16 protein-coding genes are annotated in these 20033 nt (G+C 65.9%); 10 read left to right on the forward strand and 6 right to left on the reverse strand.

Annotated features, from left to right (window positions below; all coding sequences use genetic code 11):
- The first annotated feature begins 187 nt into the window (after positions 1-187).
- The 3 genes from ACUJB0_RS00185 (at position 188) to ACUJB0_RS00195 (ending at position 4363) form a co-directional block, all read left to right on the forward strand.
- Positions 188-2404 (forward strand): TonB-dependent receptor, encoded by a 2217-nt coding sequence (locus tag ACUJB0_RS00185; protein WP_444843424.1) that lies wholly within the window; start codon positions 188-190, stop codon positions 2402-2404.
- 10 nt (positions 2405-2414) lie between these two features.
- The gene (locus tag ACUJB0_RS00190; protein ID WP_444843425.1) at positions 2415-3500 is read left to right on the forward strand and encodes a metallophosphoesterase family protein; all 1086 of its coding nucleotides are present in this window, start codon (positions 2415-2417) and stop codon (positions 3498-3500) included.
- Between the two features lie 98 nt (positions 3501-3598).
- Complete coding sequence (locus ACUJB0_RS00195) at positions 3599-4363, forward strand: substrate-binding periplasmic protein (protein WP_444843426.1); 765 nt, start codon at positions 3599-3601, stop codon at positions 4361-4363.
- On the opposite strand, the gene ACUJB0_RS00200 is transcribed toward ACUJB0_RS00195, so the two are convergent.
- Both ACUJB0_RS00200 and ACUJB0_RS00205 read right to left on the reverse strand, forming a co-directional pair.
- Positions 4347-6572, reverse strand: a complete 2226-nt coding sequence (locus ACUJB0_RS00200) for an ATP-binding protein (protein ID WP_444843427.1) — start codon at positions 6570-6572, stop codon at positions 4347-4349. The two genes, ACUJB0_RS00195 and ACUJB0_RS00200, sit on opposite strands and share 17 nt — an antisense overlap.
- A 9-nt stretch (positions 6573-6581) precedes the next feature.
- Positions 6582-7733 (reverse strand): pyridoxal phosphate-dependent aminotransferase, encoded by a 1152-nt coding sequence (locus ACUJB0_RS00205; RefSeq protein ID WP_444843428.1) that lies wholly within the window; start codon positions 7731-7733, stop codon positions 6582-6584.
- A 138-nt stretch (positions 7734-7871) separates the two neighbouring features.
- On the opposite strand from ACUJB0_RS00205, the gene ACUJB0_RS00210 reads away from it, so the two are divergent.
- Positions 7872-9020, forward strand: a complete 1149-nt coding sequence (locus tag ACUJB0_RS00210; protein ID WP_444843429.1) for a branched-chain amino acid ABC transporter substrate-binding protein — start codon at positions 7872-7874, stop codon at positions 9018-9020.
- Between the two features lie 141 nt (positions 9021-9161).
- Here the strand turns inward: ACUJB0_RS00210 and ACUJB0_RS00215 are convergent, their stop codons facing one another.
- Positions 9162-11405 carry a TonB-dependent receptor domain-containing protein gene (locus ACUJB0_RS00215; RefSeq protein ID WP_444843430.1) on the reverse strand — a complete coding sequence of 748 codons (2244 nt, stop codon included), beginning with the start codon at positions 11403-11405 and terminating at the stop codon, positions 9162-9164.
- A 152-nt stretch (positions 11406-11557) separates the two neighbouring features.
- Here ACUJB0_RS00215 and ACUJB0_RS00220 point away from each other — a divergent pair, with 152 nt between their 5' ends.
- From ACUJB0_RS00220 to ACUJB0_RS00235, 4 genes are all read left to right on the forward strand, one after another.
- Positions 11558-11947, forward strand: coding sequence for an OsmC family protein (locus ACUJB0_RS00220; RefSeq protein ID WP_444843431.1), 390 nt, complete (start codon positions 11558-11560; stop codon positions 11945-11947).
- Between the two features lie 95 nt (positions 11948-12042).
- Positions 12043-12309 carry a hypothetical protein gene (locus tag ACUJB0_RS00225; RefSeq protein ID WP_444843432.1) on the forward strand — a complete coding sequence of 89 codons (267 nt, stop codon included), beginning with the start codon at positions 12043-12045 and terminating at the stop codon, positions 12307-12309.
- Between the two features lie 50 nt (positions 12310-12359).
- Positions 12360-13388 (forward strand): choice-of-anchor J domain-containing protein, encoded by a 1029-nt coding sequence (locus ACUJB0_RS00230; protein WP_444843433.1) that lies wholly within the window; start codon positions 12360-12362, stop codon positions 13386-13388.
- Positions 13385-14797 carry a PA domain-containing protein gene (locus ACUJB0_RS00235; protein ID WP_444843434.1) on the forward strand — a complete coding sequence of 471 codons (1413 nt, stop codon included), beginning with the start codon at positions 13385-13387 and terminating at the stop codon, positions 14795-14797. Before ACUJB0_RS00230 ends, ACUJB0_RS00235 begins: the two co-directional genes overlap by 4 nt.
- Positions 14798-14801: 4 nt before the next feature.
- Here the strand turns inward: ACUJB0_RS00235 and ACUJB0_RS00240 are convergent, their stop codons facing one another.
- Positions 14802-15137, reverse strand: coding sequence for a PilZ domain-containing protein (locus ACUJB0_RS00240; protein ID WP_444843435.1), 336 nt, complete (start codon positions 15135-15137; stop codon positions 14802-14804).
- Between the two features lie 140 nt (positions 15138-15277).
- Between ACUJB0_RS00240 and ACUJB0_RS00245 the strand changes: the two genes are divergently transcribed.
- Positions 15278-16852 carry a RecQ family ATP-dependent DNA helicase gene (locus ACUJB0_RS00245; RefSeq protein WP_444843436.1) on the forward strand — a complete coding sequence of 525 codons (1575 nt, stop codon included), beginning with the start codon at positions 15278-15280 and terminating at the stop codon, positions 16850-16852.
- Here ACUJB0_RS00245 and ACUJB0_RS00250 read toward each other — a convergent pair.
- Positions 16743-18134 carry an MFS transporter gene (locus ACUJB0_RS00250; RefSeq protein WP_444843437.1) on the reverse strand — a complete coding sequence of 464 codons (1392 nt, stop codon included), beginning with the start codon at positions 18132-18134 and terminating at the stop codon, positions 16743-16745. The genes ACUJB0_RS00245 and ACUJB0_RS00250 overlap by 110 nt on opposite strands.
- A gap of 78 nt (positions 18135-18212) precedes the next feature.
- Here ACUJB0_RS00250 and ACUJB0_RS00255 point away from each other — a divergent pair, with 78 nt between their 5' ends.
- Positions 18213-19070 (forward strand): LysR family transcriptional regulator, encoded by an 858-nt coding sequence (locus tag ACUJB0_RS00255; protein WP_444843438.1) that lies wholly within the window; start codon positions 18213-18215, stop codon positions 19068-19070.
- Here the strand turns inward: ACUJB0_RS00255 and ACUJB0_RS00260 are convergent.
- Complete coding sequence (locus ACUJB0_RS00260) at positions 19067-19981, reverse strand: LysR family transcriptional regulator (protein WP_444843439.1); 915 nt, start codon at positions 19979-19981, stop codon at positions 19067-19069. The two genes, ACUJB0_RS00255 and ACUJB0_RS00260, sit on opposite strands and share 4 nt — an antisense overlap.
- Positions 19982-20033 lie beyond the last annotated feature (52 nt).

Below are 20033 nucleotides of genomic sequence, written 5' to 3' on the forward strand. Positions count from 1 at the left end.
GTGGTTTATTTTTCCTCTTGGATATTGAATGCGCATGAATTTCATTCATGTTTGCGGCTTTAATTCTGCGTTAATGAACGCCCTGCTAGGGAAGGCACCGGCGCAGGCTTATCAAAGCGATTCATACTGTTGTCACAATAGTTTCTTAGACTTTCCGGTTTTTACACCCCGCAAACTGGAAAGCCAAATGAAGAATCCGAAGCAGCACTTGATCTTGTCGACCATGTCGGCCCACGTTCTGGCGGCGCTGGCCTTGATGTCCGGTGGCGTGCAGGCGCAAACCGCCGCGCCCTCCGACGATGTGCCGGTATCGAACACCGCGCTGGATTCGGAGGCGATCAAGAGCCGCGTGGTGATCACCGGTTCCAATGCCGCCAACCGCGCGCCGGTGCAGGCGTCGCTGCAGGCCACCCAGCCGCAGTCCATCATCACCGCGACCTTCATCGAGCAGGCGGTCACGCCGCTGGCGGACTTCAACGCCGTCGCGCGCATCGCGCCCAGCGTCGGTTCGGGGCTGTCGTCGAACGGGCCTGGGCTGGGCGAATCGAAGGTCACGCTGCGCGGCTTCCAGGACGGCGAGTACAACATCACCTACGACGGCATCCCGTTCGGCGACACCAACAACCCGACCCACCATTCGACTTCCTACTTCCCGGCGCGTATCATCGGCGGCATGGTGATCGAGCGCGGACCGGGCAACGCCAGCAACCTGGGGCAGGCCACCTTCGGCGGTTCGATCAACCTGTTCTCGAAGGAGCTGTCGAACGACTTCCGCTTTTCGCCTTACGCCACCTACGGTTCCTGGAATACGAAGATCCTCGGCGCGGAGATCGACTCCGGCCAGCTGGAGCGGTTCGGCGACGCGCGCATGATGTTCAACGCCTCGCGCCTGACCAGCGACGGCTACCAGACCTACAGCAGCGTCAAGGAAGACAACTACCAGTTCAAGCTCCAGAAGCCGATCGGCAAGGACACCATGCTGACGGTGTTCTCGACCTATAACAAGATCCACAGCTATGTGCCGGACAAGGCGGGCGTCACGTTGAACCAGGTCGCGCTGTACGGTAAAAACTACTCGCTCAACAACGACAAGACCAGCCAGAACTACTTCGGCTACAACTACAACGACAAGCGCACCGACTTCGAGTACATCCGCCTGCAATCGAACCTGGACGGCGGCTGGGGCATCGACAACACGCTCTACACCTACGCCTACGACAACAACACCTTCTCCGGCCAGGACGCCAGCGGCGCCACCGCCAACGGCACCAAGTCCGGCGCGGCCGGGAACAAGAACGTCCCCGGCTACAACAAGCTCAATTCCTATCGCGTGAACGGCGACATCTTCAAGCTGACCAAGCGCCTGGATGCGGGCTTGCTGCGCACCGGCGTCTGGCTGGAGAACTCGGACACCGACCGTCACACCTTCGACCTGGATTGGACGCTGAACGTGCCCAATCCGAAGGAGGCGACCGCGCCGAAGGATGTCTCGTACAACCAGAACTCGTCGTGGAAGCAGTATCAGCCCTTCGTCGAATTCGAATGGGCGGTGGCGCCGCAATGGACGGTGACGCCGGGGATCAAGTACGTCGACTTCAAGCGCTCGCTGGACGCGGTGGTCAACCAGGGCACGCGCATCGCGACCAAGGCCGACCAGACCTACAACACGACCTTGCCGTTCCTGACCGCGAACTACGCCGTGAACAAGGAATGGTCGGCCTACGCCCAGGTGGCGCGCGGCTTCCTGGTGCCGGACCTGTCGATGTTCTACGTGAATAACCCGAACCTGAGCACGCCCAAGCCGCAGACCTCCACCAACTACCAGCTGGGCACCGTGCATCAATCGGGCCGCCTGACCTTCGACGCGGACGTCTACTACATCGACTTTAACAACAAGATCGCCTCGACCGGCACCGGCAATGACCTGGTCTACTACAACCAGGGCGGCGTGGTTTACAAAGGCATCGAAGGCGCGGCGACACTGTACATCGGCAGCGGCTTCTCGCTGCACGCCAACGGCTCGGTCAACAAGGCCGAGGCCAAGGACACCGGCCTGCAAATCGCCAAGGTGCCGAAATCGACCGCCGCACTGGGCCTGCTGTACAAGGACCACGGCCTGTATGGCTCGCTGATCGCCAAGACCAACGGCAGCCAGTACGCCAAGGACGGCGAGCCGGCCGCCTACCAGATCGGCGCCTACACCGTGACCGACTTCACGGCCGGCTACCGCTGGCACGTAAGCGGCGGCGTGGTCAAGATGCTCAAGCTGCAGGTCGGCGTCAACAACGTCTTCAACAAGCAGGACGCGACTTCGATCTCGGCCAGCAGCAAGGGCGCGGCGTTCGACCAGTACACCTTCGTGCCGGAGCGCAGCTGGACGGTCTCGCTCAATGCCGACTTCTAAGGCGGCGGGCATGCGCTTATCCACGATGCTGTGCGGCGCCGCGCTGATGCTGTGCCAGGGCGCCGCGCTGGCCGCCAGGCCCGATCCGGTGGTGATGTCGTTCGCCACCGTGGGCGACTCGCGCGCCGACCTGGCCAGCGCCGAAACGGCGCAGGACAAGGTCTACCTGCAGAACACGCGGGCGCTGTCGCGCATCCTGCGCGAGATCCAGGCGGCGCGGCCGAAAGCCTTGTTCTTCAACGGCGACATGATCATGGGGTACACCGCCGACAAGGCTGCGATAGCGCGCCAGTACGCCTACTGGCGCGGCATGACGGCGGGCCTGATGGAAAGCGGCACGTACGTGGTGCCGGTGACCGGCAACCACGAGATGCAGTTCAAGGCCAAGGACGCGGCGGGCAAGACCACCAAGACCGCGCGCCTCGAAAACGAGGAGCTCTGGCGCGAAAGCATGGGCGACCTGATACTGGATACGGCCCGCTGGAAAGCCGTCACAGGCATCGAGGCCACCGCCTTCGACGCCGCCAACGCGCCGCCGGCCGATGGGCCGGATGGCAACCGCACCAGCCAGTCGCAGCTCACGTTCTCCTTCGATGCGGGCGGCAGCCACTTCGCGGTCATCGACACCGACCCTGTCGGCAACGACGGCCACGGACCGGCCCACTGGCTGGCCGAGGACTTCCGCCAGGCCAAGGCACGCGGCGCCAAACGCTTCTTCGTGTTCGGCCACAAGCCGGCCTACACCTACTACTTCAAGGATGGCCTGGAGAAGGACGGCATGGACATCCATCCCGACAACGCTCAAGCGTTCTGGCAGGTGATGGAGGAATACGGCGGCGCGTATTTCTGCGGCCACCAGCACATCTTCAACGCGCAGCAGCCGGCGCGCGCCAGCGGCGGCAAGGCGTGGCAGGTGATGGTCGGCTCGGGCGGCTCGCCGTTCAGCGCCAAGCCGGGAGACAGCGGCAACCCGCAGGACAGGACGTATGCGTGGGCGCTGGTGCGGGTGCGTGCCAGCGGCAAGGTGCGCATCGAGGTGCATGGCTTCGATGAACACTACGGCAAAACACGGCGTCTGAAAACCATCGACTTCTGAGCCGGGGCACCGGCAAATTAGTGACGATCCTGCAACGTAGCGCTACAATGGGCTGATCGCAGCCACCGCCGCCAGCCAGCGGGCCTATTGTGTTACGCATGCCGATTCGGGTTTATGTGCTCAGCGCGATGCTGTCCTTGCTGTCGACGGCGGGGGATGGCTTGGCCGCCACTGAAATCCGCACCGCGGCGCAGCAGGGCACCGAGCCGAAATTCCAGAGTTCAGGCGACGGGCACGTGGCCGGCATCTGCATCGACATCATGCGCGCCGTCGAACGGCTGGACTCCGGCCTCAGATTCACCGGCGACCAGACTTGGCAGCCCTTGCCGCGTATTTACTCCTCGCTTGACCGTGGCATGCAGGATGCATCCTGCGGGCTGTCGCGCAACCCGGAGCGGGAGAGGAAATACCTGTTCATCGGCCCGGCGCTGTTCACCATCCGCTACCACCTGGTGGCGCGCATCGACGACACGGCGGTTGTCGGCAACTGGGACGACCTGCGCCGCCTGGAACCGGACAACGTGGTGCTGGCCAATCGCGGCTTCGCCGGCGTGGGGATACTGGAGCAGGCCGGCGTGACCCGGATCGACGCCGGCGCCGGCGATCCCAAACTCAATCTGCAAAAGCTGCTGGCCCACCGGGGCCGCTTTTTCTTCCACCGCACGCCGGGCCTGAAGTCCTTGCTGGAGCGCGCCGGCGTCGCGTCCAAGGTCAAGATACTGCCGGCCGAGATGGCCGCCAGTCCCTTGTACTTCATGGTGTCCCGGCGGTTCGATCCCGCGCTGGCCGAGCGCCTGCGCGCCGCCTTGCAGACGCTGGAAAAAAGCGGGGAGCTGGAACGGATCGCTAAGTCGTGGGAATAGGCGACGCCAGTCCGGCGATCAAATGCAGCAGCGCCTCGACATCGACCGGCTTGACGAAGTAGTGGTCGAAGCCCGCCTCGCTGGCCTGGTCGCGGTCCTCGCGGCTGCCGTAGCCGGTCACCGCCACCAGCGTCGACCCGGCCGTCTGCGGCAAGGCGCGCAGGCCGCGCGCCAGGTCGTTGCCGCTGACGTCGGGCAGGCCGATGTCGAGCAGGCACAGTTCCGGCGCCTGGCGCTGGGCGATCTCCAGCGCCTCCAATGCGGTGTGCGCGACCAGCACCTCGTGGCCCGAGGCGTCGAGCAGCAGTTGCAGCGTTTGCGCGGCGTCGACGTTGTCGTCCACCACCAGCACCCGCAGCCTTTTGCCGCCGCCTTTCGCCACCCGCGCCGGCGCGGCTGGCGCATGCTGTCCCGGTCCGCCGGGCAGGGTGATGGTGAAGGTACTGCCTTGCATTTCACCCGCGCTGTCGGCGGCGACGCTGCCGCCATGCAGCTCCACCAGCGATTTGACCAGCGCCAGTCCCAGTCCCAGCCCGCCCTGCGAACGGTCCGGATTGCGGTCGGCCTGGGCGAACAGCTCGAACACGCGGGCCCGCAACTCCTGCGACATGCCGATGCCCGAATCGCTGATCATCAGCCGCACCACGCCCGGCCCGCCGCGCACCGCCAGCTTGACGCTGCCGCCGACCGGCGTGTATTTGGCCGCGTTGTTGAGGACATTGACCAGCACCTGCACCAGCCGTTTGTGGTCGCCCTCGATCCGCTGCGGGATCTCGGGCAGCGACAGTTCGAAATGCTGCTGCTTGGCCTGGAACAGCGGCTCCGCCTGTTCGACGGCGTCGGCGACGACATCGGCCACGTTCAGCGGCGCGCGCGTGAGCGTCACCAGCCCGCGCGTGACGCGCGAGACGTCGAGCAGGTCGTCGACCAGGCGCGTCATGTGGTGCACCTGGCGCACGATGATGCCGGCCGTGCGCGCCACGGCCGCCTCGGTGGCGTGGCCGCTTTGCAGCAGCTGGGCGCCGGCGCTGATCGGCGCCAGCGGGTTGCGCAGCTCGTGCGCCAGCATCGCCAGGAATTCGTCCTTGCGCTGGTCGGCCAGGCGCAGCTGGCGTTCCGCGTTCAGGTGCTGCTGTTCCTTGGCCTGCAGCGCCTCGGCCATCGCGTCCAGCGCGCGCGCCAGTTCGGAGATCTCCTCGTTGCCGTAGACGATGCCGCTGCGCGCGCCCAGCGAGCCGGAGGCGATGTTGTTGGCGGTGGTGGCCAGGCGCTTGACCCGGCGCAGCACCAGCACGTCGCCGACGAACCACGCCGCCAATAGCGCCAGCAGCACGGTGACGGCCAGCGCCGCCATGTCCATCAGCTGGTCGCGGCGGGCCACGGCGGTGATGTCGGCGGCAGGGATGCCGATGGTGACGGTGTAGTCGGACAGGCCGTTGTTGCCGACGCGGGCGAAGCGGTGCAGCCGCTCGATGCCGTCCGGGCCAGTCAGCAGCACCGGCTTGCCCGGCTCGCCGGACATGGCGGTGCGCATCTCGGGCCACACCATCTGGCCGTACCACTGGTCGGGATTGGGCTTGCGCGAAATGATCTTGCCTTCGGAATCGGCGGTGAGCAGCAGCGATCCAGGCGGCAGCTTGATGTCGGCGACGAAGCGATCGAGCTTGGTCAGATCCAGCGCGGCGAACACCACCGCCTTGACCTGGTCGTTCTCGCCCATCAGCGGGTAGGTGAGGTTGATGGTGTGCTTGCGGATCACGCGGCCGAACACATAGCCGCCGGCGACAAAGCGGCGCAGGTGGACGGCGCGGCGGAAGTGCGCGCGGTCGGCCAGGTTGACCGGCGCGTCCGACGGGATGGCGCTGCAGGTGACGTCGCCGTTCAGCTGGATCAGGCCGAGGTTGGCGTAGTCCGGATTCTGGCGCTGGATGTTGGACAGCAGACGGCTGCAATGGGCCTGGTCGCCGTTCAGGTCGGGGATGCTGGCCAGGTCGCGCAGGATCTGGCGCGCGCCTTCGATCGACTGCGCCTCGTTGGCGGCGGCCAGGTTGGTCAGGCGCTGCAGGTTCTCTTCCGCCACTTCGATCGCGTGTTCGCGTTCGCGCACGCCGCCGACCAAGGTCATCACCGCGATCGGCGCGATCGCCAGCGCCACCAGCAGGATCAGGCGGCTGCGCAGGCTATTGAGTTGAAAGAGAAGAAATGCCATGCTCGGTGCTTACCGGCTCCGATAGCGTGCGTTGCCAAAGCGGATGATCGCCTGGACGCCGCGCCTCAGCGTGGCGATGTCGTCCGAAATATAGCCGATGCGGATGAATCCTGGCGCACCCAACGCTTCGCCCGGCATCAGCGCCACCGAATGCTCGCTCAGCAGCTGTTCGGCGAACTGGTTGCTGTCCATGGTCAGCGCGGAGATGTCGCCCCACAGGTAGGGGCCGGAGGCCGGGCGGTGCATGGTCAGCCACGGCAGGCCGTGCACCAGGTCCAGCACCAGGTCGCGGCGCTGGCGGTAGTCGGCCAGCATCGCGGCCGGCTCGCCCGATTCGAAGGCCGCGGCCAGCGCCAGCTGGATCAGCATCGGCGCGGCGGCGGTGATCGGGCCCTGCAGCGTCTCCATCGCGGTGACGACGTGGGCCGGCGCCACCGCGAAGCCGGCGCGCCAGCCCATCATCGCGTAGCTTTGCGAGGCGGAATACAGGGTGACGATGCCGATGTCCTGCCAGTCCGGGCGCGCGGCCAGGCTGATGTGGGCGCCTTCGAAGATCAGCTTTTCGTAGCTCTCGTCGACGATGGCGCGCGTGCCCGTGCGCTTCAGCCAGGCGGCAATGCGCTCGATCTCGTCGCCGCTCAGCACGCCGCCGGTGGGGTTGTGCGGGTTGTTGATGATCAGGATCTTGGCCGGCGGCAGGCTGGCCAGGAAGTCGGCGGTGACGGTGGCGGGCAGGTCGACCAGCACCGGCACCAGCCCCAGCAGCTTGCAGGTGGTGACGTAGGCCGGCCAGTGCGGCTTGAAGATGATCACGGCGTCGCCCGGATCGGCCATCACGTACAGCGCCTGGTACAGGGCCTGCTTGGCGCCGTTGGTGACGATGACCTCGTCGGCCGTGGCGGCGATGCCGTTCTCGCGCACGACCTTGGCGGCCAGGCGGGCGCGGATGCCGGCGTCGCCGCCGACCGTGGTGTAGGGCAGGGCCGGCTGCGACAGGGCGTCGCGTGTGGCCCGCAGCACCGGATCGGGCGCCGGGAAATGGGAAATCGCGATGGAGAAGTCGATGACATCCTCGCCGCGCGCTTTCATGGCGTCGACGCGGCCGTGCATGGCGGTGGTGGCCAGCGGCCGGGAGCGGGCAATTCGTTGTGAAAGTTCCATACTAGTGTCTCTATGGCAAATTTTTTATTTTGTCATTTTACTTCAGATACGGAAGTCGGTACGCACGGATGGCGTCGTTATTTGCCGGATGGTATTCTCGTGGAATTTACCAACTAGGGCATACGGAATCTTATGCGGATGATAACAAGTAAACTGGTCCCGGCGCTCGCGCTGGCGTGCGCGGCCACAGGTGCGGCTCAGGCGGAGGATGTGATCCGGATCGGCCACGTGGCGGCCACGACCGGCGCCATCGCCCACCTGGGCAAGGACAACGAAAACGGCGCCCGCATGGCGGTGGACGAGCTCAACGCCAAGGGCGTGGTGATCGGCGGGAAGAAGTACAAGATCGTGCTGCAGGCCGAGGACGACGCCGCCGATCCGAAGCAGGGCACGGTGGTGGCGCAGAAGCTGGTCGATGCCAGGGTCAACGGCGTGATCGGCCATGAGACCTCGGGCACGACGATACCGGCCTCGCGCATTTATCACGACGCCGGCATACCGCAGATCTCGCCGTCGGCCAGCAATCCGCAATACACGCGGCAGCACTTCAACACCGCCTTCCGCAACATCGCCAACGACGAGCAGCTGGGCGCCGCGCTGGCGCGCTACGCGATGCAGAACGTCAAGGCCAAGCGCATCGCCGTTGTCGACGACCGCACCGCCTACGGCAAGGGGCTGGTCGATGAATTCGTCAAGAACATCAAGCGTGGCGGGGCCGCCTCGGGCACCAGCGTGGTGTCGACCCAGTACACCAACGACAAGGCCACCGACTTCAGCGCCATCCTCACCGCCATCAAGGCGACCAAGCCGGACATGGTGTTCTTCGGCGGCATGGACGCGGTGGCCGGGCCGATGCTGCGGCAGATGAAGCAGTTGGCGATCCCGATCAAGTTCATGGGCGGCGACGGCATGTGTTCGGATTCGGTGCCGCGCCTGGCGGGCGACGCCATGAGCGACGGCCAGGTGATCTGCGCCGAGGCGGGCGGGGTCGAGCCGTCGCAGGAAAAGGGCATGGCCGATTTCCGCGTCGCGTACAAGAAGAAGTTCGGCATCGACGTGCAGACCTACTCGCCGTACACGTATGACGCGCTGATGACGATGGTTGAAGCGATGCAGAAGGCGGGCTCGCCGGACCCGGCCAAGTACCTGCCGGTGCTGGCCAAGATCACGCACAAAGGCGTAACCGGCAACATCACCTTCGACGAGCGCGGCGACGTGCAGGACGGCGTGCTGACCATCTACACCTTCCGCAACGCCAAACGCGAAAAGCTCGCCGTAGTTAAATAAAGCAATTTGGGGTCAAGTCTGACATTCGGACACGAGCTCTGCCGTAGAGGCCTTCTACGGCAGAGCTCGTGTCCGAATGTCAGACTTGACCCCAATTTTGTGTCCGGATGTCGGACTTGAGCCTCACTTTATTTGGCGGGCTCAGCCTTCGGATGGGCCGCGGCCGGGGCCGCCTGGCCCGGGGCCTTGTGGCGGGCCGAAGCGTGGTTCGGTGTGGTTGTCGGCGGCGGTCGCCGGGCCGCCGATGCGGTATGACAGGCCCAGGTAGAACACCCGGCCGTCAAAGCGGCGCGTGCTGGTCTCGCGCAGCGTGGCGCTGTTGATGACCGTTTCCATCTTGTTGGTCTTGAACAGGTCGGTGACCGTGCCGACCAGGCTCAGGCGTGGCGTCACGGCCTGGCGCACGCTCAGGTTGAAGGTGTGGTTCGGCGAGCGGTAGCCTTGGCCGGACAAGGTCTTGCCTTGCATTTGCAGGGCCATCTGCACTTGCGTGGCGGCGCTGTACGCATAGTTCAAGCGCACGCGCCCGCTCAGCGAGTTGGCGCTGCGCGTGACCAGCGCGCCGCTGTCGTCCTGCGTGGTCTGCTGGCTGCGCGCCAGGTTGCCGCTGGAGTTGAGCGTCAGCGACGGGGTCAGCTTGCCGCTGACCGTGAACTCCAGCCCGCTCGAATGGCTGCCTTCGCCGTTCTGGCGCGTGGTCAGCAGCACGTTGTTGGCGATGAAGGTGCGGTAATCGACGATGGCGTCGGTGTCCTTGCGGTAGTAGCCGCGCAGATTGGTCTCCAGCGCGCCGAACTTGGTTTCGTAGCCCACTTCGAACGAATCGGTCTTGGTCGGCTTGAGCATCGGATTGCCGGACGAGACGTTGAACTCGTCGCGGTACACCACGTAGGGATTGAGGTCGTTGGCGTTCGGCCGGCGGATGCGGCGCGCGTACGCGAAGCGCATGTTGGCCGTCTCGGTCGCCTTGTAAGTGGCGAAGAAGCTCGGGATCAGGTTGGTGTAGTTGTTCTTGGCCTCGACCCCGCTGGTGATCTGGTGGATGTCCATGTCGGTGTACTCGGTGCGCAGGCCGGCCAGCGCGCCCCAGCGGTCATTGAGCTTGAGCTGGTAGGAGCCGTACAGCGCGACCACGGTCTCTTCCAGGTCGAAGCGGTTGCTGCGCGCCGGATTGACCATGGCCACCGAGGTCAGCGGATTGATGTCGGTGTACAGCGTGTCGAAGTTGTTCTTGTTGGTGGCGACCTTGTAACCGGCCTTGAGACTGCCGCCGGCCAGCGGACGCTCGTAGTCGCCGGTGAAGTCGACGATGTGGGTGCTGTTGTCGTTGCGCTGGTTGGCGCGCGTGTTCGGGAAGCCGCCGGCCGCGTAGTCGTTGGCGTAGGCGCTGTTGCTGTCGTTCTCGGAGGCCGATACGCGCAGGTCGATCTTCAGCGTCTCGTTGGGCAGCGCGCCCTTGTGGTCGTAGCGCCCGCCCCAGCTGAAGTTCTTGGCGTCGCCGTCGCGCGCGGTGGTGCGCACGTAGTCGGTGGCGGGGAAGCCGGCGGTGGCGCCGTTGATGTAGTGGTCGATGCCATGCTGGTCGTTGCCGCGCCCCATGTAGTTCGCGCTGGCGGTCAGCGTGTCGTTCTGGTCCAGGTTGTAGCTGACGGTGCCGTTGACGCCGCCCATGTCGTTCAGGCCGGCGCCGGATGAGGTCTGGCTGCTGTGGACGAAAGCGCCGGTGGCCGGGTCGAGCCGGTCGCGGCTGACGACGGCGGTGGAGTTGCGGCCGTCGTGGCGCACGTTGACGCCGCCCTGGAAGCCCCACGGTCCCTCGTTGTAGCTGCCGGACGCGGCGCTGTTGTAGCGGCCGGCGTAACCGGCGTTGGCGTTGACGTTGGCGAAGCCGCCCGGCTTGCGGTTGCGGCGCATCACCAGGTTGAGGATGGGGCCGCCGCCGGCCTCGTTGCCGAACTGCGCGCCGGGGTTGTTGATCACCTCGACCGATTCGACGTCGTCGGCGTTCATCGCCTGCAGCGTGGCGCCGCGGTTGTCGCCCTGCAGCATGGCGGACGGCTTGCCGTCGACCAGGATCTGCACATTGGTGCTGCCGCGCAGCGTGACCGTGCCGTCCGGATCCACCGCCACCGACGGCACGTTGTTGAGCGCGTCGGCGGCGGTGCCGTTGCTGCTGCTGATGTCGGACTTGACGTCGTACACCTGGCGGTCGATGCGGTTGGTCGGCCGCTCGCCGGCCACCGTGACCGACGGCACCACCGGCGTCGCTTCCTTCGGCTTGACCGAGGTGGTGGGCTTGGCTTCCGCCTTGGCGGCTGCGGCCTGGTCTTGGGCGAGGGCGGTCAGCGGAGCGGCGAGGCAGGCGGTCAGGAATATCTTGTGCATGGTGAATCGGGCCGGTGCGATGGCGCCGTCGAGTTCGTCGTTTAAAGGGTTGCTATTTTAATTGGAACTCAATCGATAATAATTGCTATTTACAATACTTTACTTGGCACCGGGAGGAGCGGCTAAAATAGCGCTTCACACAGGAGAATCCCATGGCACGCGGCACCGCCCACATCGGCAAGGACAGTTACCAAACCACGATAGAAGTCAGCGGCCACAAGCTGGTCGGCGACGAGCCGGAGCGCAACGGCGGCCACGATACGGGGCCGGCGCCTTACGATTTCGTGCTGGCCGGCCTGGGCGCGTGCACCGCGATCACGCTGCGCATGTACGCCGACCGCAAGCAGTGGCCGATGGACGCGGTAGACGTCGCCCTGCAACTGACCCGCGACGACCAGGGCGCGATGATGGTCAAGCGCACGCTCTCTTTCACCGGCGCACTTGATACGGAGCAGAAATCCCGCATGGCCGAAATCGCCGAGAAGACGCGGGTGACGTTGACGCTGAAGGCCGGCATGGTGATCGACACCACCGTCAACTGACGGTCAGCCGCGCCAATGCGCGGCCTGCCGTGTTGGTCCTGACTTAAGCAGCCATATCGACTATATTAAGAAGAAATGGTCGACGAGGTGATGTCATGATGCTGAATCGCGAAGAGTTTGAGAAGGCGCTGGCAGTGTTGTGCAGCGATGGCTTGGCGCGGATGGATCCCCAGCTGTTGCTTAGGGTTGCTGTTACGGTTTGGTATCTTCGTCGAGGAACTGCTTCCCTACCAAACACGCCACTACGCCGCGACCATCTGAGCGGCAATCTACCCCACCCACCATCCGGCGACCACGCCGGATTTTTTTTCGCCAGCGCGGGAACCGGCCAGCCGCGCACCGGTCTAATCAAGGCAAGTTGAGCCGTGCCACCGAGGTTTTCCGATTCGACCTTCTCTTCATGGGGATAGATATGGACTTGATTAAACGCTGGGCGGGGCTGCTTGCAGTCGCCGCTGGTTGTACCGTCTCCGCATCCGCCGCGCCGTTGCTGAACGAGGGCTTCAACGACATCAGCAACCTGGCCGCCAACGGCTGGGTGTTCGTGAACAACAGCTCGCCGCCCGGCAGCACCGCGTGGTTCCAGGGCGTCCCCACCGTGTTTCCGGCGGCCACCGGCGCGGCCGATTCCTATATCGCCGCCAACCTCAACAACGCGGCGTTCGGCGGCGCCATCAGCAACTGGCTGCTGACGCCGCAGCTGGCCTTGTCCAACGGCGAGTCGCTGAACTTCTCTCTGCGCCTGCTGGGCGAAGGCTTCCTCGACACGGTCGAAGTCTACCTCAGCACCAACGGCGCCAGCACCAGCCTGGGCGGCTTCAATCTGCTGACCGGGTTCGACTCGGCCACGGACACCGGCTGGCTCGACCATTCCCTGCTGGTCGGCGGCCTGGCAGCGCCGGCCACAGGACGGTTTGCCTTTCGCTACGTCGTCGACGACACCAGCGTCAACGGCGACTACATCGGCATCGACAATGTCAGCGTGAACGCGGCGGCGATCCCGACGCCCGGCACCGTCGCGCTCATCGTGCTCGGCCTGTGCGCGCTTACCGGCGTGTCCCGCAAGCGCAAGCCGGTCAGCTGGCTGGCGGTGTCCGGGCTGGCGTTGATGGGAACGACAGTGCAGGCGCTGCCGGAGGATGGGGTGATGACTTTTCCTCACGTGAACGTGGTCACGCGGCAGGCCGCACCGCAACCGGCGGCGGGGCTGGACGCCAGCGGACTCAAGGCCTACAAGGACCCCGCCACCGGCAAGCTGGGCAATCCCACACCCGAACAGTCCGCCGCACTGGACGCCGCCATCCGCGCCAGCGCAGCCGGGCCGAAGGCGCGTGCCGCCGCGCCCAGGATGATCCACCCGCCGCACGGCGGCGTCGGCATGGTGCTGGACACTTCGCACACCGCATACGAGCAGGCGCCCGTCCAAGGAGAGAAAAAATGAAACGCACCGTGACAGCCTTCATCGCGGCGGCGGCGCTGCTGTGTTCGTCCCTGGCGTGGGCGGCCGCGACCATCACCATCGTGAACGGCGACCCCGACGGCGTCGGCTTCAACGACGCCACGCCCGTGGCCCCGGTCGGCGGCAACGCCGGCACCACGTTGGGCGCGCAGCGCCTGAACGCCTTCCAGGCCGCCGCCAGCAAATGGGGCACCACCTTGACCAGCAGCGTGCCGATCCGCATCCTCGCCACCTGGGAAGCGCTGCCGTGCAACGACGGCGGCGCGGTGCTCGGCTCGGCCGGCGCGCTCGAAGTGTTCTCGGACTTTGCCGGCGCGCCGGTGGCCAACGCCTGGTTCAGCAAGGCGGAGACCAACAAGTATCTGGGCACGGACATCGATCCCGACTCGGCCGACATCCGCGCGCGCTTCAACGTTAATCTGGGGCAGCCGGGCTGTTTCACCGGCGTGCCGTTCTATCTCGGGCTGGACAACAATCACGGCCCGCTGGTCGACCTGGTGACGGTGCTCGAACACGAATTCGCCCATGGCTTCGGCTTCCAGACCTACACCGACTCGGAAACCGGCGAGCAGCTGGCCGGCATCCCCAGCATCTGGGACTACTTCCTGCTCGACACCAGCACCGGCAAGCTGTGGAAGGACATGAGCGATGCGGAACGGGTGGCGTCGGCGCTCAAGTCAGGCAAGCTGGCGTGGAACGGCGCCATCGTCAACCAGGCCGCGCAGACGGTGCTGCAGCAAGGCACGCCGGTGCTGACGGTGCTGGCGCCGGCCAGCATCGCCGGCATCATGCAGGTCGGCACGGCCAGCTTCGGGCCGCCGCTGGCCAGCCCCGGCGTAACCGGCGAGGTGATGCCGGTGATCGATGCGCCTCCCGGCCAGGGCCTGGCCTGCGATCCGCTATCGCCCGCCAATGCGCTCGCCGTCAGGGGCCGCATCGCGCTGATCGACCGCGGCACATGCACCTTCGTGGTCAAGGTCAGGCACGCGCAGGATGCCGGCGCCATCGGCGTCATCATCGCCGACAACACGGCCGGCGCGCCGCCGCCCGGCCTGGGCGGCACCGACACCAGCATCGTGATCCCGGCCGTGCGCATCACGCTGGACGATGGCAAGCGGCTCAAGTCCGCGCTGGCGACGCGTTCGCGCACGCACTCCGGCGTGTTTGCCAACCTCGGGGTGAACCTGGCGATCCGCGCCGGCACCGATGCGGCCGGCCGGGTGCTGATGTACGCGCCCGATCCCAACCAGCCCGGATCGTCGGTGTCGCACTACGATGTCAGCGCGTTCCCGAACCAGCTGATGGAGCCGTCCATCAACGGCGACCTGACGCACGAGGTGACGCCGCCGCGTGACTTGACCTTCCCGCTGCTCAGGGATATCGGCTGGTAGAAAGTTAGTTGGCGGGCGCGCTGGTGACGTAATCGACGATCAGGTCCGCCGCTTCGTCGGGAATGGTCAGGAAGCGCGCCCCGTTGCGGTAGCGGCCATGCGTGCCGATCAAGGCGCTGTGCAGCACCGTCAGCGTGACCTTGTTCTGGACCGGGCTGCCGGGAAAGCTGAAAGTCATCACATAACTGGTGTCGAGCGGCATTGCGTGGTCGCTGAGGAACGCCACGCCCATGCGGGAGATGTCGATGATCTGTGTGACGGCGGTGTTTTGGCCGTCCATGTCGCTGATGTGCGCGTCAACCTGCAGCAATCGTCGTACATGTTCTCGTCTAGGGTCCATCAATTCATGCCAGGAAAAAACGTCAGTATGACAGATTTGGACGCCTGCGATTGCAAGCCGGCGTGCGCTGTCGTACATACCGCGCGCATGCCGCTGGCTAATCTGTCCTGACCGGGGGCATCCCGCTGAACGGAGAGATGATGGCAAGCCCGCAAACCAAGCAAAAACGTCAGGTTGCCGAAGTGCTGCGCAAGGTGTTCGGCATGCAGGCGCTGCGCGATGGCCAGCGCCAGGTGATCGACAGCGTGTTGGCCGGACGCGACACGCTGGCCGTCATGCCGACCGGCAGCGGCAAGTCGCTGTGCTACCAGCTGCCGGCCTGCCTGCTCGATGGCGCGACGGTGGTGGTGTCGCCGCTGATATCGCTGATGAAGGACCAGGCCGAGAAGCTGGAGGAGGGCGGCATCGCCAGCGCGGCGCAGATCAACAGCAGCTTGTCGCGCGGTGACGAACAGGCCGCGCTGGAGGCGATCGCGCGCGCGGGCAAGGACGTGATCTTCTGCACCCCGGAGCGGCTTGCCACGCCCGAGTTCCTGGCGCTGCTCAAGCGCGGCGGGGTCTCGCTGGCGGTGGTAGACGAGGCGCACTGCATTTCGCAGTGGGGTCACGATTTCCGGCCGGCCTACCTGGAGATCGGCGCGGCGCTCGACGCGCTGGGCAGCCCGCAACTGCTGGCATTGACCGCGACCGCCACCGATGAAGTGATCGCCGATATCCGCCGGCAGCTTGGCCGCCCGCGCATGGAGGTCGTCAACACCGGCATCTACCGGCCCAACCTGCGCTACCGCGTGCGCCAGGTGACCAACCCGGAGGAGCAATACGCGACCGCGCTGCAACTGGTGCGCGACAGCGCCGGCGTCGGCATCGTCTACGCGGCCACCGTGAAGGCGGCCGAGGAAATGCACGCGCTGCTGCGGGAGGCCGGCGAGAGCGTCGCGCTCTACCACGGCAAGCTGCGCGCCGCCGAACGCAGCGACAACCAGAACCTGTTCATGAGCGGCGAACGGCGCGTGATGGTGGCGACCAACGCCTTCGGCATGGGCATCGACAAGCCGGACACGCGCTTCGTCATCCATCTGCAGGTGCCGGCCAACCTTGAGGCCTACTATCAGGAATCCGGCCGCGCGGGCCGCGATGGACTCGACGCCGATTGCACGCTGTTGTACCACCATGCGGACAAGCGCCTGCAGCAGTACTTCCTGAGCAAGCACTATCCGTCCGCCGATGAAGTGAAGGCCGTCTACGAGGCCGCCGTGGCGCTGGGCCAGGCGTCTTTCAACGAGGTGGAATTGAAGTCCTTGCTGGAGCAGATGCCGGCCGGGCAGCTGAAGGTCTGCCTGAAGATGCTCAAGGACGGCAAGCTATTGAAGCGCAACCGCAAACTGGCCTATGTGCTGACGGGCGGTGCGCCCAAAGCCGCGGACTTCGAAGCGATGGCGCAGGTCTACGCCGACAAGCATGAGCGCGACCGTGAGGGCCTGGAGCAAATGGTGTCCTACGCGCAGAGCGGCTACTGCCGCTGGAAGCTGTTGCTGGACTATTTCGGCGACCGTCCTGCGGACTTTGAACGCTGCTGCCGTTGCGACAATTGCCTGTCGCCGCCGACTATCCAGGACAGTCCGCAATCGATCGAAGCGGCGCCGGCGCCGGACGGCGGATACACGCCAGCGCCAGCAACGCCGCCAGCAACAGCAGCGCTGCCGATATCCCCATAGCCAGCCGCATGCCGCTGAGGCCATTGCGGTCGGCCGCCACCAGCGCGCCGAAGATCGCCACGCCCAGCGCGCCGCCGACCTGGCGCGCCGTGTTCAACACAGCGGAAGCCGTGCCGGCCTGGCCGCGCGCCACGCCGGACAATATCGACGTGGTCATCGCCGGCACGCCCAGGCCCATGCCGGCCGGGATCAGCGCCAGTCCGGGCAGCATTTGCAGGAAGGTGGCGTCATTCGAGATGCCCCACCAGCCCAGCAGCGCGTAGCCGCCGGCGCCGATGGCCGCACCCAGCACCATCGGCATGCGCAGCCCTGTGCGTGGCGCCATCCATCCGCTGACGATGTTGGACAGGATGAAGGTGGCCGTCAGCGGCAGGAACACCAGCCCCGCATGCAGCACGCTGAAGCCGCGCACCTTTTGCAGGTAGAAGCTGAGCACAAAGATCACGCCGTAGTACGAAAAATTCATCAACACGCCGAACAGCACCGCGCCGGAGAAGGGCGCGCCGCGGAATAGCCCCAGCGGCAGCATGGGCGACCGGCTGCGCGCCTCGACGCCGATGAACAGCGCGCCGGCCACCACGGCCGCCGCCAGGCCGGCGCGCACCATCCAGTGCGACCATCCCAGCGCCTCGAATTCGATCACGGCGCCGATCAAGCCTGTCAGCGCGACGATCGCGAGCAGTTGACCGGCCAGGTCCAGCGAGCGATGCGGATCGCGTCCGGCCAACGCCGGCACCACGCGCCGCGTGAGCCAGAACCCGGCCACGCAGATCGGCACATTGACCCAGAAGATGCTGCGCCATCCGGCCAGCGACAACAGCAGCCCGCCCAGCACCGGCCCGGCGGCGATCGACAGGCCGCCGGAGGCGGTCCACCAGGCGATGGCTTTGGCCAGCTTGGTCTTGTCGTCGGCGTAGGTGGCGTTGAGGATGGCGAGTGAACTGGGCACCAGCAGCGCCGCGCCCACGCCTTGCAGCGCACGGGCGAGATTGAGGGCGGTGGCATTGGGCGCCATCGCGCAGGCCAGCGAGGCCGCCGTGAACAGCGCGAATCCAGTCAGGAAGGTGCGGCGCGAACCGAACTTGTCGCCCAGCGCGCCGGCCGAGAGCAGGAATACGGCGAAGCCCAGCGTGTAGGCGTCCACCACCCACTGCAGGGCCGCCACGTCCGCGCCCAGGTCGCGGCCAATCTGCGGCAGCGCGACGTTGACGATGGTGACGTCCAGCTGGACGATGATGAAGGCGAAGCTGCAAGCAAGCAGGATGGCGCGGTCGGTTTTCATGCCTGAACTATAGGATGGTTTGACTATTTAAAAAAATGAATAATAATGAAGCCATCTATCTCATTTTAAGAATCGACCATGGAACTCTCCGCCCTGCGTATTTTCAAGGCGGTCGCCGAGGAGGGCAGCGTCACGCTGGCCGCCTCGCGGCTGAACCGCGTGCAGTCCAACGTCTCGGCGCGCTTGACGCAGCTGGAGGAGTCGCTGGGCGTGCCGCTGTTCCATCGCTCCGGCCGCAAGCTGCAAATCACCGCGGAAGGCACACGGCTGCTGGCCTATGCCGACCGCCTGCTGCAACTGGCCGACGAGGCGCAAGCCGCCGTGCAGCCGGACCAGCGCCCGTCCGGCCAGCTGCGTATCGGCTCGATGGAGACCACCGCCGCCGCGCGCCTGCCGCAAGTGCTGGCCGCCTTCAACCGCAAGCATCCGCAAGTGGACCTGATCCTGGACACCGCGCCCACCGACCAGCTGCTGGACGGCGTGTTGAAGCACCGGCTGGACGTGGCGTTGGTGGCCGGTCCTGTGTCGCATGCCGAACTGGCGCAGCAGCCGGTGTTTGAAGAGGAGCTGGTGCTGATCACCTGCCACGGCCATCCGCCGGTGGCGTCGCCGGACGATCTGGTCCGCCGCACCCTGCTGGTGTTCCGTAGTGGCTGTACCTACAGGCGCCGTTTGGAGGCGTGGTTCGCGGAAGGCGGCGTGGCGCCGGCGCGCGTGTCGGAATTCGGCACCTTCGAGGCGATCCTCGGCTGCGTGGCCGCCGGCATGGGCGTGGCGCTGATGCCCAGGGAAGTGCTCAACCAGCGCAAGCTGGCCAGGACAATACGCCAGCACGAACTGCCGCCGGAAATCGCGCGCGTGGAAACGCTGCTGGTCTGGCGCAAGGACGTGCTGCACCATCCGGCCCGAAGCGCCTTCGCGGACAGCCTGGCCTAACGGCGCGCCACCTTCTCGACCAGGAAGTCGACAAAGGTGCGCACCCGCAGCGACAGGTGGCGCGCGTGCGGATACAGCAGGAAGAAGGGCCGCGACGTTCCGCCGTGTTGCGGCAGCAGTTCGACCAGGTCGCCGCGCGCCAGGTCCTGCTCGATGATAAAGCGGTAGGTATGCGTCAGGCCCGCGCCCGCGCGCGCCAGCGTGACGGTGCCCAGTATGTCCTCCGAGCAGATCAAGCCGCCGTTGGTGGCCATGTCGATCGCCGCGCCATCCCGCATGAACTGCCACGGAACCCGCTTGCCGGTGCTGGGCAGTTCGAATTGGATGCATTCGTGCTTGTCCAGATCCTCCAGCTTGCGCGGCTTGCCGTGGCGCTTCAGGTAGGCGGGTGAGGCGGCCAGCACCAGCTCCGCGTCCTCCAGTTTGCGCGCGATGAGGTTGGAGTCGGCCGGCGCGCGCCCGCGTATCGCCAGGTCGTAGCCCTCGTCGGCGAAGTCGATGTTGCGGTTGCTGACGTGGATATCGAGCGTCACCTCCGGGTACTTCCTGCGGAACTCTCCCATCAACGGCAGCAGGCGGTAATGCGCGTAGGGCGTCGGCGCGCTGATACGCAGCACGCCGGCCGGCTTGGCCTGCGCGCCCGTGACCTGGCGCTCCGCATCCGTCAGTTGGGAGAGCGCCTGCCGGCATTGCTCAAAGTAGATGCGGCCGCCGTCCGTCAAGCGGATCTGGCGCGTGGTGCGCACGAACAGGCGCACGCCCAGCCGTTCCTCCAGCCGGGCGATGGAGCGGCTGACCGCCGCCGGCGTCACCCCGGCCGCCGTGGCGGCGGCGGTAAAACTGCCCAGTTCCGCCGCAAAGCAAAACAGCTCGATGCTGCCCAGCAGGACGTCGTCGAAATAGCGCTTCATGGCGGCCTTATTGATTACATGGTGTATCAATTATCTTGCATCGCGACGCATT

The sequence above is a fragment of the Duganella caerulea genome, from assembly GCF_040362985.1.
Taxonomy (GTDB): Bacteria; Pseudomonadota; Gammaproteobacteria; order Burkholderiales; family Burkholderiaceae_D; genus Rugamonas; species Rugamonas vulcania.